At 35.7% G+C, this 15,482-nt stretch carries 11 protein-coding genes; 2 read left to right on the plus strand and 9 right to left on the minus strand.

Annotated features, from left to right (window positions below):
- Positions 1 to 13: 13 nt before the first annotated feature.
- From C8C85_RS14535 to C8C85_RS14570, 9 genes are all read right to left on the minus strand, one after another.
- Positions 14 to 469 (minus strand): MarR family winged helix-turn-helix transcriptional regulator, encoded by a 456-nt coding sequence (locus tag C8C85_RS14535; protein WP_116797708.1) that lies wholly within the window; start codon positions 467 to 469, stop codon positions 14 to 16.
- A gap of 133 nt (positions 470 to 602) precedes the next feature.
- Complete coding sequence (locus C8C85_RS14540; RefSeq protein ID WP_133243390.1) at positions 603 to 1,049, minus strand: ZIP family metal transporter; 447 nt, start codon at positions 1,047 to 1,049, stop codon at positions 603 to 605.
- A 119-nt stretch (positions 1,050 to 1,168) separates the two neighbouring features.
- Complete coding sequence (locus C8C85_RS18475; protein ID WP_165818126.1) at positions 1,169 to 1,330, minus strand: hypothetical protein; 162 nt, start codon at positions 1,328 to 1,330, stop codon at positions 1,169 to 1,171.
- A 77-nt stretch (positions 1,331 to 1,407) separates the two neighbouring features.
- Positions 1,408 to 2,733: a DUF2252 domain-containing protein gene (locus tag C8C85_RS14545; protein ID WP_207786934.1), complete on the minus strand. Its 1,326-nt coding sequence runs from the start codon at positions 2,731 to 2,733 to the stop codon at positions 1,408 to 1,410.
- 440 nt (positions 2,734 to 3,173) lie between these two features.
- Entirely contained in the window at positions 3,174 to 3,359 is a 186-nt protein-coding gene (locus C8C85_RS14550; RefSeq protein WP_116797711.1) for a DUF2892 domain-containing protein, read from the minus strand.
- A 16-nt stretch (positions 3,360 to 3,375) separates the two neighbouring features.
- Complete coding sequence (locus C8C85_RS14555) at positions 3,376 to 3,681, minus strand: hypothetical protein (RefSeq protein ID WP_116797712.1); 306 nt, start codon at positions 3,679 to 3,681, stop codon at positions 3,376 to 3,378.
- Positions 3,682 to 3,743: 62 nt separating this feature from the next.
- Positions 3,744 to 6,980, minus strand: a complete 3,237-nt coding sequence (locus C8C85_RS14560; protein ID WP_116797713.1) for an efflux RND transporter permease subunit — start codon at positions 6,978 to 6,980, stop codon at positions 3,744 to 3,746.
- 233 nt (positions 6,981 to 7,213) lie between these two features.
- On the minus strand, positions 7,214 to 8,305 hold the full coding sequence (locus C8C85_RS14565) for an efflux RND transporter periplasmic adaptor subunit (RefSeq protein ID WP_116798497.1): 1,092 nt from the start codon (positions 8,303 to 8,305) through the stop codon (positions 7,214 to 7,216).
- A gap of 68 nt (positions 8,306 to 8,373) precedes the next feature.
- Positions 8,374 to 9,684 carry a TolC family protein gene (locus tag C8C85_RS14570; protein ID WP_116797714.1) on the minus strand — a complete coding sequence of 437 codons (1,311 nt, stop codon included), beginning with the start codon at positions 9,682 to 9,684 and terminating at the stop codon, positions 8,374 to 8,376.
- 246 nt (positions 9,685 to 9,930) lie between these two features.
- Here C8C85_RS14570 and C8C85_RS14575 point away from each other — a divergent pair, with 246 nt between their 5' ends.
- Positions 9,931 to 11,946 carry a PAS domain-containing protein gene (locus C8C85_RS14575; protein ID WP_116797715.1) on the plus strand — a complete coding sequence of 672 codons (2,016 nt, stop codon included), beginning with the start codon at positions 9,931 to 9,933 and terminating at the stop codon, positions 11,944 to 11,946.
- Between the two features lie 219 nt (positions 11,947 to 12,165).
- The gene (locus C8C85_RS14580; RefSeq protein ID WP_116797716.1) at positions 12,166 to 15,477 is read left to right on the plus strand and encodes a PAS domain S-box protein; all 3,312 of its coding nucleotides are present in this window, start codon (positions 12,166 to 12,168) and stop codon (positions 15,475 to 15,477) included.
- The last annotated feature ends 5 nt before the right edge of the window (positions 15,478 to 15,482 follow it).

Here is a 15,482-nt window from a genome sequence, read left to right on the forward strand (position 1 = left end):
AATATATTTGTATTTATTTAGTTCGGTATTTTTCTAATAGGGTATTCAATTGTACTAATTCTTCTTCATTTAAATTTTTGGAGAAGATTTCTTCGTGCTCTTTTACTTTTGGATCCAGTTCGGTTAATAAATCCAAACCTTTTTGTGTGATTAAAACTTCAATTTTTCTTCTGTTTTCTGGACAAACATTACGTGTGACCAAATCTTTGAGTAGCAATTTATCAACCAGTCTTGTTGTATTACTCGTTCTGGCAAGCATTCGTTCCTGTATGATACACATATTTGCAGGATGCCCTTTTTGTCCTCTCAATATTCGTAATACATTATACTGTTCCCCTGAAATATCATAAGGTTTTATGATTTCATTAAAGCTGTCAGTGATTACGTTTTGCGTGTACATCAAATTTAAAACCACTCTCGTTGATTTAGTATAATCAACCGTACTTTTTAATTCATCTTCAATCTTCATATTTGTAGGTGTCTTATTTGTTGATACAAATGTAGTCATATTTATATTTGTATATACAAGTGTTGTGTTATTTTTTTGTTAAAAAAAATATATAAAGAATAATTGTGTTTTGATTTAATGGTTACCGGAATAATCAGTGTGAATACTCAAATCTAATAATAAATACAGAAAGGGAAAATCCTAGAATGGTAGCCACACCGGCATGTTTTCCTCCGTGCTCATAAGCTTCCGGGATCATCGAGTTGGCCAGCATCATTAGAATTGCGCCTCCTGCAAATGCTTGAATAAAGGACAGCCATTTCTCGGATGTAGTGGTAAAAAGGCTGAATCCTCCAATAGTGATAACGGCTAGCAATAAGGCAATGAAAAGCCACAATAAAAAAAATTTACTCTTTTTCCACCCATCGCTTTTCATTCCGGATGATCCCGCAATCGATTCGGGAAGGTTGGATATAAAAACAGCCGATAGCATAGCCAGGCTTATCGTTCCGCCTTCAAGTATCCCCAACCCGATTACTATAGATTCGGCAATTCCGTCAAGGATAATGGCCAATACCATGGGAATATTGTGCCCCAGCACTAGTGGAAGATTTTGTAGCTCCCAATTTTGCAATCAGCATATCGCTGAAATAAAAAGTAAAAGCACCTACAAAAAATCCATAAGCTGGAAATCCAGTTCCACACCCAATTTTTACTGCCTCAAAAAACCAATTCGTAGGAAACAGCCGAAATCAATGTGCCGGCCCCAAATCCCATAATAATCCCAATAGTATTCTTGCTTAAATTAAAAGTTGAAGAAATTAATCCCCCAAAGACCAAGGAAGAGGTGGCTAGTAGTCCCCACAAAAAAGTATTCAGCATAGTTGATGTTTTTTAGATTATAACCAAATTTAATTAAAAATGAACGATTTTACGTTCATTTAAAATAGAAAAAACTTTTAGGACTCTGCTCGCGCCACTTTAATTCTTCCACTGGCTGCCGCGGCCTCCAAAGCTTGATAATCCTTTTCCGTCTGATCTGCATACGCAGAAGCAAACTGAACCATAGCTTGATCAAATTCATCGCTTTTTCCAAGATAACCGGAAATCATAGCAGCATCTCCAGATTTGGCATGTGCCAATGCTAAAGCCTCTCCACAAAGTTTGCAGTATTCAGGATAGTTATTAATATTTACTTTATCAGGATCAAATTCTAAACCACCTTTCATGTCGCGCAACTGGCGCACATAAAAATGAATGCCATCCTGCTCGCCCCAACCCAGGAAAATATCAGGAGCGGCTTGTAGCAATCGTTGTCCAGCTACAACGCGCTGTCCGTGATTTGTATAAATGCTTTTTGAAATAAAAGGTTCTAAGACAGAAGGCTGTGCTTCTTTTATCTGCAAAAACAAAGGATCTTCAGAATTGCTTCCTAGCATAAAAACAATCCAGCATCGTGTTCCTACACTTCCTACACCAACAACTTTACGAGCCACATCAACAATGCGGTAATGTTTCAACAATTGCTTACGGTCGTCTGCAAGGGAGAGCATATAGGATTCAAGGAATAGCCCCAATGCTTCATCAACTGTTCTTCCGCTTTTTGTGTGTGTTTCATGTACAATAAAAGGTGCATCATCTCTTAATCTATATTTATTGTCTACTATATTGGCCATTTTATCAAGCACTTGAAAATGGGTTCGTTCACGGGCTTTGTCGGTAATTTTTTTCAAGCCTTTTTGTACTTCTGGAGGCAGTTTTCTTTGAAGATCTTTTTCGGTCATAGTGGCGTAAACCAATTCAATGTGACCCATTTCGGAATAATTTCTCATGCTTTTTTTATAGGAATTAACCGCCGCCAAAACACTTTCAACACATAAATTATTTTTGGCACCCAAGAATCTTCCTGATGCAACAATACTTGTTACAAGCCGTTTTATATCCCATTCCCATGGACCCGGCAAGGTTTCATCAAAATCATTGATGCCAAAAATAAGGTTGCGTTCCGCTGATGCAAATATGCCAAAGTTGGCCACATGCATGTCTCCACAGGTCTGTACATTTATTCCGGTTGTTTTTGGGCCAACGGCAAGGTCAGCGGCCATAATAGCCGCAGCTCCCCGAAGAAATGCGAACGGAGAAGTTAGCATACGGGCATACCGTATAGGCACCAGTTCGGTGAGACGGGTTTTCCCTTGTTCTTCTAAAATAGAAACAGGATCCGCACGTTTAGGATCGGGTTTGTAATCCCCTTGTTCTTTTCTAGAAAATTTATCTCGTAGCACTTTGCCTTCCTCAAAGCGTTCTTCAATCGTTTTTTGTTTCGATTTAAAGTAATTTATTGTTTTTCTATCCATGACTTTGATGTTTAATTAATCTGCTTATTTTTAAATAATTTTTCATCTTAAACTTGTAAACTTGTTTCAAAATTCAAAGAATTAATGGGTTTTAAAGTCTTTGAATATCCATATTGTTTTTTATACAGGGACATGCTATTTTTAATAATAAATATACTGAATATTAGAGTGTTAATTATTTTTTTGTGTTTTATATTTTGCTTTGTTTAAATGAAATCTTAAGGGAATTTCCAAGTGAAAGGATGATTTGAATAGGATATAGTAAATTGGTTAAAGTATAATTTTTATCTTTTAGTTTTCACCTTGATTTCAAGACGTAAAAAAAGCCGAAATGTGAGTTTCGGCTTTTATAAAATTTTGTTCCAATATTAGTCTTTCACTCCTAGTTTGTTTAGGATGTCATCCATCAAGCACCATTTGGTTATAGACGATTGCAATAAGTTGGCACCTACAAAGGCCGTAAACCACAACCAATTTTGATTGACATAAATGGATAATAGCAAACTGGCTAAGATGAATGTACCTGCAATACCTCTTACGATTCTATTTTTCATTTTCTTTAATATTAGATTAATTTGATTTTTCGATGTTAAGAACGGCAATATGGATGTGAGATAACGATTCCTGCTCGACATTGAAATATTCCACAAGTTCAAATAAAGCATCCACTTTTTCTTTTGCTGTAAAAGCATAAAAAAGGATGGAATCTGTTTCGTTCATTTCACTGCCAAACCAATTGGAATCGACTTCTTCGTTGGAACTATTTTTAAATCCTTTTACATTTTGGTAAGAGAAGGATTGAACAGCTGCTTTCTTGAGCAATTGCTTGATTTCATTCTCAAATTCTTTGACTGCTGTTATGAGTAGTAGTTTCATTTTTTTAGTTTATAAGGTTTATGAGTTTAAAAGTTTAAAGTTTCTAAAACTTGAAACTGATTTTATTGATTAGGAGTGTCTGACTCCCTTCCTTCGGAGGGGTTGGGGGAGGATTCCCATTTTTTTCTCTCTGTGATATAATAAATCAAAGGCACTACCAATAAGGTTAATATTGTCGAAACGATGGCTCCAAATACTAATGAAATCGCCAAACCTTGAAAGATAGGGTCAAACAAAATAATGGAAGCTCCAATAACTACGGCACCTGTGGTTAGCAAAATTGGTGTGGTTCGAACAGCACCTGCCTCAATAATGGCTTGTTTTAAGGGTACACCTTCGTTCAATCGGATTTCGATAAAATCGATAAGCAATACCGAGTTCCTTACCATCACTCCGGCCAATGCAATCATACCAATGAAAGACGTTGCCGTGAAATAAGCATTCAGCAACCAGTGTCCAAACACAATCCCTATTAGCGAAAGCGGAATGGCCAACATCATTACCATTGGTGTTTTGAAGTTTTGGAACCAACCCACAATCAGCATATAAATAATCACTATAACCACCATAAACGCCACACCCAAATCACGGAATACTTCTAAGGTAATTTGCCATTCGCCATCCCATTTTACGGTAAAATCGCTTTCGTCTGTAGGTTGTTCCATATAGAGTTCGTTGACTTTATATCCTTTTGGCAATTGCATTTTGGCTAGTTTTTCATTCATTCCCAAAATGGCATACACGGGACTTTCTAATGCTCCAGCCATATCAGCGGTTACATAAACCACACGTTTTTGGTCTTTTCTATAAATGGTTTTTTGCAGCGTGTCCATTTCTACTTTTACCAAATCACTCACCGGAATCATATTTCCTCGACTTCCTTTGATTTTTAGGTTCTCAATGTCTTGTAAACTCGTTTTGTCTTTGTCGTCAAGCGAAAGAACGATGCCCACATTATCATTGGAATTTTCATCGTACAAATTCGAAACTGGATATTCTTTCAATAAATACGTGAGGTTGCCTACTACTTGTTGAGGTGCAATACCGTTTAGCATCGCTTTTTCTTTGTCGATTTTCAGTTTGTATTCCGTTTGATTGTCCTCTACCATCCAGTCGATGTCCACAATATCTGTAGTGTTTTCAAGAATCGATTTTACTTGCTTGGCTACTTTTATTTGGTCTTTATAATTAGGGCCATAAATCTCGGCTACCAAAGTCGAAAGAACAGGAGGCCCTGGCGGAACTTCAATAATTTTTACGTTGGCTCCGTATTTCTTGGCAATCTTCTGAATCTCGGGACGCATTTCTTTTGCAATAGCGTGACTTTGTAAATCACGATCTTCTTTGTGCAATAAATTTACCTGAATATCAGCCATATTGCTGCCTCCGCGTAAATCATAGTGACGCACCAAACCGTTGAAAGTTATAGGTGCCGATGTGCCAATATAATTTTGATAATCCACCACTTCGGGTTTTGTCGAAAGATATTGAGCAATTTCTTTGGTAACAGCGGCTGTGCGTTCTAAGGTTGTTCCTTCTGGCATATCAATCACCACTTGAAATTCGTTTTTATTATCGAATGGCAACATTTTTACCACCACCGATTTATTAAAAAACATGAAAACAGATCCAAACAGCAAAAACACGGTTACCGCAACCAGAATACGCCTTTTGGCACTGCTTTCCAAGAAGGGACGTTCCAGTTTGCTGTAGATTTTATATACCCAACTGGTTTCGATACCTTCGGATTCTTTGTGCTGTTGCTCTTCTTTTTCCTGAAGCAAATGATAACCCAAATAAGGTGTCACCGTCAAGGCCACAAACAACGACAATAACATCGCGATCGAAGCACCAATTGGCATCGGACTCATATAAGGTCCCATCATTCCAGATACAAACGCCATGGGAAGTATCGCCGCAATTACGGTAAACGTTGCCAAAATCGTTGGATTTCCGACTTCGTTAATCGCATAAATCGCCGCTTGTTTGAATGGCAGTCGCTTCATTTTGAAATGGCGGTGCATATTCTCGGCAATAATAATACTGTCATCGACCACAATTCCCACCACAAATACCAAGGCAAACAGCGTAATTCTGTTTAGCGTATAACCCAATAAATAATAGGCAAACAACGTCAGCGCAAACGTCAAGGGAACGGAGAAGAAAACCACCAATCCACCGCGCCAGCCCATAGCAAGCATTACCAAAAGCGTCACGGCAATAATCGCAATTCCCAAGTGCATCAATAATTCACCCACTTTATCCGAAGCCGTTTCTCCATAATTACGTGTTACTTCAACGTGTACATCGTTTGGAATTAAATTCTTTTTTAATTGTTCTACTTTGTCAATAATTTTTGCCGATATTTTCATTGCATCTGCACCTTTCACTTTTCCTACAGAGATCGTAACGGCAGGATATTCGGATTTGGCGGTTTTGAATTTTTCATTGGCTTTGCCATACCCAAACGACACATAACTTCTGGCTGTAGAAGGGCCGTCTTGCACTTTGGCAACTTGTTTCAAATACACAGGCAGGTTTTTATTGACACCCACTACCAAGTTTTCTACATCTTCGGCATTCGATAAAAATTGTCCCGTGGTAACCAAATATTCTTTGTCTGCATTGACAAAACTGCCCGATTGAGAACTGCCGTTATTGGCCTGAATCATTTGCATAACGCCCAAAGCATCCACGCCATTTTCGGCCATTTTATCTTTGTCCAAAATCACTTTCAGTTCGCGATTGTTGCCTCCAATTTCCTTGGTAATGGCCACATCTTTTACTTTCTCAATTTCCGAAGTCACTTCTTCGGCAAGCTGACGCAACTGAAAACTGTCTTGTTTTTCGCTCCAAAGTGTTAATCCCAACATCGGCACATCATCAATCGAGCGGGTTTTTACCATTGGTTTGTACACTCCCTGCGGAAACATATCTTCGTGTTTCGCCAATTCGTCATATAATTTTACATACGAACGCTCCACATCCTGCCCCACAAAAAACTGCACAATCAACATCGCCTGACCGTTCATGGCCATACTGTGCACGTGTTCGACTCCTTTGATATTTGAGATTACTTTCTCCAAAGGCTTGATCACACGACTCTCAACTTCGGCGGGATTAGCGCCGGGATAGCCCACCATTACGTCGGCCATCGGAACATTTATTTGTGGTTCTTCCTCCCTTGGGATTAAAAACGAGCTGTACACTCCTATAATCATCAAAGCCACCATCAACAGTATCGTTAATTTCGAATTGATGAAAAAATGGGCTATTTTACCTGAAATTCCTTCTTGCATAATTTCTTTTATTTATTTGGGCGTGACCCTCCCAAAAAAGGTCGGGTCGGGCTATTCGTTTCAATCTTTTTATCAACAAACCCTGTCGGGATTTATTAATAAAAAGGATTTCCACTACTATCCCTCACGCGGAATTAATGATGAATTCTATATTTTATCAAACTATTTTCTTACTGCAATCTGCAATCTGCATTCTAAAATCGGCAACCTGCAATCTGATTTCTGCAATCAGACTACTGAACACTAACCAAAGCTCCATTATACAATTTCCCTTCAGCCGAAACGATATAATGCTCATTTGCCGATAAACCAGACAAAACTTCTACTTGATTGCCAAAGTTTTTACCAACACGCAACCATCTCAATATGGCTATATTTCCAGTCCCGATAGTATAAATTCCAATTAATTGTCCTTGTTGTACCAAAGCACTTTCGGGAACCAGAACTTTTTCGTTTGTTTTTGTTTGCATTGCATTGGTAACAGGAAACTGAACGTTTACGAACATTCCAGATAATACAGAAGAATCGGTTTTGTCCAAATTGATTTTTACCAAATATTGTCCCCCCGTATTTTTTGCTGAGAGACTCACTTCGTTTACTTTTCCGTTCAGGCTTTTGTTAGAGGATTTTACCAACACTTTTACAGCCATTCCTTTTTTGATTGAGGAGATATCATTTTCAGAAACCATAGCTGTAACTTGTAATTTCGAAGCGCCTTCCACACTTACCAATGGCATTCCGGGATTGGCCATATCGCCTTCTTTTACAAAAGTATTGGTTACCACACCCGCAAACGGAGCTGTGATATTCGAGTAAGAGAATTGCGCCATTACTTCGTTTCGCATTTGTTTGGCACCTTCCAAACCTGCTTTTGCCATTTCGTAACGGGCAGTCATATCATCCAATTCTTTTTGTGAAGCGCTTTGTTGTTTGAATAAATTCACAAAACGATCGTAATCTTTTTTGGCATTGTTATAGCCAGCTGTTGCTTGCAGAATACTGGCATCCACTTGTGCTTTTTTGGCTTGTAAATCGGTGTTGTTGATGCTTACCAACAATTGTCCTTCATTTACTTTTTGCCCCACTTGAACGTGAATTTTGGTTACATAGCCCATCATTCGCGTGCTTAAATTTGCGGAGTTTTCGGCTTCAATTTTTCCACTGGCTGTTATAAATTGCCCGTTGTTGTTTTCAGACGCACCACTAACTTTTACCGCGATAGCAGGTTCTTTAGTTAGAGATTCTTTCTTCTCTCCATTACAAGAGGAAAGCAGTAAAACGAATAGGGGAGTGATTATAGCTGATTTTAATAAGATGTTCTTCATTGTATATTTTTTATAATTGATATTGATATTGATATTGATTTTTGCCATTGCCATTGCCATTGAAATTTTTATTTAGTCAAAAAGCCTAAGTATTCTTGTGTATAATTATATTCAAAAACAGCTTGTAAATACTCTAGTTCTTTTTGATACATCTGCGTCTCTGTCAGCAATAAATCCGTGGTTTTTTCCAATCCTTGCGTAAAACGATTGCTTCTTATTCGGTACGCTTCTTTAGACTGTTCCAAAGCCAGTTTTTCTAAATTCACTTTATTTTCGGCATCTCTGAGTTGTCTGTTGGCTTTGCTCAATTCCATTTGGCTTTGTGCCTTGTATTGTTGGGTTTCGATTTCCGATTTTTGAAAATCAGCTTTGGCTTTTTCCATTTTCCCAATGGATTTATACCCGTCAAAAGCATTCCAAGATAATTGTGCACCTACTACATATCCATTCGAATTAGAACCAAAAATTTCTTGGGCGTACATTTCGTAGCTTCCAAAAGCGTTCAATCTGGGCAAGAAATTCATTTTACTCGACTGTAACATTTTGGCATAGGATTCGGTTGTTTTGTTCATCGCCAGAATGTCTTTTCGATTATCGGATAAGGAAGTATTGAAAGCATCAATTATAATAACATTATCCAATTCCTCAATGGGTTTATAGACCTTGTTTGCAGTGCCTTCATCCAAAAGAAAAGCCAAATAATCCGAAGCGTTTTGAATGTTACTTTTGGCATATTGCAATTGATTTTGGACTTCATTGACGCGTACTTGCATTGATAGCAAATCGGTTTTTTGCAAAATTCCCTGATTGAAATAATTTTGTATCAATTTCAAATTGGCTTCAGCCGTTACATTTGCTTTTTCAATCACTTTTACGGCTTTGTAACTCATTTGCAATTGCATAAAAGCTTTGTTTATTTCCAGCTCCAAATATTCTTTGGTTCTTTCGGTTTGCAATTGATAGGCATCCATTTTTGATTTGGCTGCTTGTCGTCCATACAATCCGTCAACGTTGATAAGCGGTTGCAAAACATCAATTCTTGTCGCAAAATTTTGGGTTTGTGACGGATTGTTCAATTTTGCAGGATCAAAATCCGAAGGCGTTAAAATTCCCTGATTTAATTTAGAACCAAAAGCCATCAAAGGATTGGTCGTAGCCATAGAAGTATGCGAAGCTGAGATATTAGGCAAGAACAACGAATTCGATTGGCGATAATCAGCTTGAGCCGATTTGAAATCTTGATTCGCCATCTTGATTTGCAAGTTCTTGTCAGCTGCTTTTTCCCAAATGTCTTTTTTAGAAATAGCTATGGTATCTTGACTATATCCAAAATGGGTGATTGAAATAATTCCTAGTAGTATAAAATTGATTTTTCTCATAATTGGTTTTCTTAATTATGAGGCAAATTTAGAATGATGAAAAGCGATAGTCAGTAACAATTGTCACAGTAGTCACAAGAAATGAAAAAATAAAAGGAATGAATGGAGTGAACAAAAGCAATGCTTTTTAAATGAATTAACTGAAATGTTTTTTTGTTTTATCAACAGTTATTTTTTTTTCTGAAAGACTGTGCTATATTTATAAAAATTTTGTAACAGCAAACATTAATTATTTAATTTCTAATAATGGAAAAGACGAAAAAGGAGTTTACATATGATGAATTACTCCAAAAAGTTGAGGCGCAAGAATTGCTAATTAAAAAGTTAAATGATGAAAAGTTTGCTATAACCAATTTTGAATATTTCGTAAAAGAGTCCCCGGATTTAGTTTGCATCGCCGATACTAATGCTTATTACAAAGTAGTCAATGATGAATTTGTCAAAACCTTAGGCTATTCAAAGGAAGAATTATTATCAAGACCTTTTCTTGAATTTGTACATCCTGATGATTTAGATAAAACTTTAGAAGAAGTTCGAAATTTGACCAAAAACAATCCTACAGTCGATTTTGAAAATAGATATATAAAAAAAAATGGAGAATCGGTTTGTTTACAATGGAAAGCCAATTTGCATACCGCCAATAATTTAGTTTATGCTATAGCTCGAGATGTGACAGAGATTAGAAAAACACAGGAAAAACTTTTATCCAGTGAAAAATCACTTAATGAAGCTCAGAAAATTGCAAAAATAGGAAGTTGGGATTTTAATTTAGTGACTCAAGAATTAAATTGGTCCAATGAATTATATGAAATATTCGAAATAGAGAATTTCCCTAATGATTCGGAGTTATATGCCAAATATTTATCCTGTTTTTTACCCGAGGACGCAGAGAACTTAAATAAAAATGTATATAATACCATTTCAAATAAGGTACCGTATGAAATGGAGCATCGAATTGTTTTAACAGATCAAAAAACAAAATGGGTTTTTTGTAGTGGAGTTCCCATAATGGATAAGAATAATAATGTAGTGGCATTAAAAGGTGTGGTTCAGGATATTACCCAAAAAAAGCAAATTGATGATACTATCAAGGCCAAAGAGAAAGCCGAAGCAGCCAATAAAGCCAAGTCGGATTTCTTGGCCAATATGAGTCATGAAATACGTACGCCACTTAACGGGATAGTTGGTTTTACGGATCTGTTATTGAAGACAAAATTTGATAATGACCAATTGGAATATCTCAAAACAGTGAATGAATCGGCCAATACTTTGATGGAAATTATAAATAACATTTTGGACTTTTCAAAAATTGAGTCAGGTAAACTGGAATTGAGTACTGAGAAAATTGATATTATTCAATTGTCAAATCAAATTATCAATTTATTCAAATACGAAGCCAATCACAAAAAAATTGAGTTATTGCTTGATATTGATCCCAATGTGCCGAAATACATCAATGGCGATTCTTTTCGATTAAAGCAGATACTAGTGAATTTGCTAAGTAATTCGATGAAATTTACCTTTTCGGGTCACATAAAATTGAAAGTAACTCAAGTTGAAGAGGACAAAACGATTTCAAAAATTAAGTTTTCGGTAATAGACACGGGAATTGGAATTAAAGACCATAATCAAAAGAAAATTTTTCAATCATTCATTCAAGCCGATAATACCACTACCAGAAAATATGGAGGAACAGGGCTGGGATTGGCGATTTCAAGTCAACTTTTAGCATTAAAAAATAGTGAACTGCAATTAATCAGTGCTTATGGAGCGGGAAGCGAATTCTTTTTCACGGTTGCTTTTGAGAAAATACTTTCCGAGACAAATGATTTATCGGTTAAAGATAATTTGATTTCAAATGTGACTTCGCATTTGTCAAATTCACTCAATAATTTCAAGGTGTTAATTGCTGAAGACAATAAAATAAACATGCTTTTGGCTAAAACGTTGGTACGTAAAATTATAAAAAATTGTGATCTACTAGAAGCCACAAATGGCTACGATGCAGTGGTCTTGGCAGAAGAAAATTTACCGGATTTAATTTTGATGGACATTCAAATGCCAATTCAAAATGGCTATGATGCTACTTTAGAAATCAGAAAATCAGAAAACACCAAGCATATACCTGTAATTGCCTTAACGGCTGGAGTTTTGAACGGAGAAAAAGAAAAGTGTATGGAACACGGAATGTCTGATTATATTACAAAGCCTATTATTCAATCCGATTTGGAAAAAGTACTATTAAAATGGTTGAATAATTAGTCTAAATAGTTATCATTTCTTTCTTTTGAAAATATTTTCTTAGTAATAATAAATCTTCTTTTCTGAAAATAGTGAAGGAAGATTTTTTTTTGTCCTAATGTGTTGGCAGTTTTGTAATTGTTTATCTATTAGTACATTATGTGATATAAATTTTATATCTTTAGTTTTGTGTTTTTTGTCATTTGGTTTTGTCTACTAATTCAATTTTGTTTTGAGATTATGAAAGAAACTATACCATCTATTGAAGAATTACTGCAAAAAATAAAAAAACAAGAGAATAAGATTTCGCTATTACAAAAGAAAATTGATTCGATTGCTAATTTTGAATTTTTTACCAGAGAAACTTCAGATTTCATTTGTGTTTCAGATTTAAATAGTTATTTCAAGGAATTCAATCTTGTATTTATTAAAAAATTAGGCTATTCCAAAAGAGAGTTATTATTGAATAGCTATATCAAATACATTTATCCTGAAGATGTTGGCAAAACAAGGGAAGCACTTCAAGAACTTTTAAATGGAAAGACTTCAGTAATTTTTGAAAATAGAATCATTTCAAAAAAAGGAGAAATCTTATCTGTTCAATGGACATCCATTATAAATCCTTCAAAAAGTCTCGTTTATTCCATTGGACGAGACATCACTGAAATTAGAAATATTCAAGAGCAACTAATTGCTAGTGAAAACTCATTAAATGATGCTCAGAAAATTGCCAAAATAGGAAGCTGGGAATTTAATTTAAAAACGCAAGAACTGACTTGGTCTAAAGAATTGTATCGTATTTTTGAGATTCCCAATGACACTAGTGAAAACTTATATCAACTATATCTAAACCATTTTTCAGAGGAAGATAAAGCGATTATCAATGAAAAAATAAGTGAATCAGTCAGAACAAAATTGCCTTATGAAATAACCCATAAACTACTCTTTCCCGACAACCGTTTCAAATGGGTTTACGGTACTGGAATTCCAATTCTGAACGATAAAGGAGAAACTATTATTTTGAGAGGAGTTGCTCAAGACATAACCGAAAAAAAGCGAATTGAGAGTGAAATTTTGGCTAAAGAGAAAGAAGTGTCGGCTATTAAAGAGAAAGAGAGAGAGCAACAAAGTAATGCCAAATTTAGAAACTATGTGGAGAATGCGCCAGATGGCGTAATAGTAGTAAATAAGGAAGGGGCTTTCTTGGAAGTAAATCCTGCAGCCACAAAAATAACGGGTTACTCCAAAAATAAATTATTAAAAAAAACACTTTATGATTTAACACCTACAAATGCTCAAAAAAGCATTGAGTGTATTTTTAAAACCCTTTTTTTACAAGGAACTTCAAACGATATAGTTCCTTTTGTGCATGAAAAAGGATCAATACGTTGTTGGTCTATTGATGCTATTAAATTATCAGAAAAGCAAGTTTTGTTGTTTGTCAAAGATGTGACCGAGCGAATACAAACAATAGAGGCATTAAAAGAAAAGGAAGAACGTTTTAGGATATTGGTAGAAAATGCACCAGAAGCACTTGTAGTTATCGATTTGGAAGAAAAAAAATTCGTTAGTGTCAGTCAGAGTGCAATGACTTTATTTAAAATGTCGGAAAAAGAGCTGTTAGGAATGGAACTTAGAAATTTGAGTCCAGAATATCAACCCAATGGCCGTTTGTCTGTTGATATGGCAAATGAAAAGTATAATGAGGCAATAGCTGGCGGTAAACCATCTTTTGAATGGATTAACTTAGACAGCGAGGGTAAAACTCTGTTCTGTGATGTTAGATTCGTACGTTTGCCTGCTGAAAATAAAATGCTGATACGAGCCAGTATTATCGATAACACTGAAAGAAAAAATGCCGAAATTAAATTAAAGGAAAGCGAACTTTTTTTAAAAGAAACGCAAATCATTGCACAATTGGGAACTTACAGCATCAATATGCATACGGGAAAATGGACGAGAACCGATTTACTGAACACTATTTTAGGAATAGATGCTGACTATGATTTGAATGAGGAATCTTTTAGGGCTTTGGTGCATCCAGACTGGAGGGAGAACTTGGAGACGTATTTTCGAGAAGAAGTCATAAACAAGAGAAAACCATTTGACAAGGAATACAAAATCATACGGGTAAACGATAGGGCCGAACGCTGGCTGCATGGAATTGGAACTTTAAAATGGGATGAAGATAACAATCCTTCCGTTGTTGTTGGAACTATTCGGGACATAACCGACCATAAATTGTTGGAATTGGAATTGATACGTGCCAAAGAAAAAGCGGAAGAAAGCGAAAAAGATTTATATGTAAAATACATTGAATACGAAGAAATCAATGAGCAATTAAAACAAACCAATAAAGAACTTAAAAAAGCTAAGATTCAGGCCGAGGAAGCAAATAAGGCAAAATCAGATTTTTTGTCCAATATGAGTCACGAGATCCGAACTCCATTAAACGGTATCGTTGGTTTTACCGATTTATTGATGAAAACCGATCTCGAAAAAAATCAGTTGGAATACATGTCCACAGTGAATGTTTCTGCAAATTCACTAATGGAAATCATCAACGACATACTTGATTTCTCCAAAATTGAATCCGGTAAATTGGAATTACATTTAGAGGATATTGATCTTTTTAGGCTGTTGCACCAAGTCATTGATTTGTTTAAACATCAGGCCAATATTAAGAACATTGCTTTATCACTAACTATTGAAGAATGCGTACCACAATATATATATGCAGATTCGATTCGATTGAAACAAATATTAGTGAATTTAATTAGTAATGCCTTAAAATTCACCTCTTTTGGACATATTCATTTGGATGTTGATCAAGTAAAAGGAGGCAAAAAAAATGCGACCATAAAATTTTCAATTAAAGATACCGGAATTGGAATCAAGCAATACAATCAAAAGAAAATTTTCAATTCTTTTGTACAGGAAGACAGCGCAACTTCAAGAAAATTTGGAGGGACTGGCTTAGGCTTGGCTATTTCTAATTTGCTTCTTGAATTAATGAATAGTAATTTGCAACTGAAAAGTAAATATGGTGATGGTAGTGATTTTTTCTTTTTTGTTAAATTTAAAAAAGCGCAACCTCTTAAAGATACTTTTGTCGAATTGATGCCTCATAAGACAATTCGAAAGGTTCCAAGTACAAATAATTTGGATGCACTGCGTATTTTGATTGTGGAAGACAATAAAATAAATATGTTTTTGGCCAAAACATTAGTCAAAAGAATTATTCCGAATGCCATTATTTTGGAAGCCATAGACGGACAGGAAGGGGTGGAGCAATTTGAAATCAATAATCCCGATTTGATTTTGATGGACATCCAAATGCCGATTAAAAATGGATATGACGCCACTGTTGAAATTCGAAGCCATAAAAAAGGAGAGAAAATTCCCATTATCGCATTAACAGCAGGAATCATGGTAGGTGAAAAAGATAAATGCCTAGAGTTTGGAATGAATGATTATGTTTCCAAACCAATAACCGAAGATGATCTGGATGTTATACTTCATAAATGGCTGCCCAAAAAGCAATTGTCATAGGTTGT

Origin of the sequence: Flavobacterium sp. 103 (genome assembly GCF_003096795.1) — a bacterium.
GTDB lineage: Bacteria > Bacteroidota > Bacteroidia > Flavobacteriales > Flavobacteriaceae > Flavobacterium.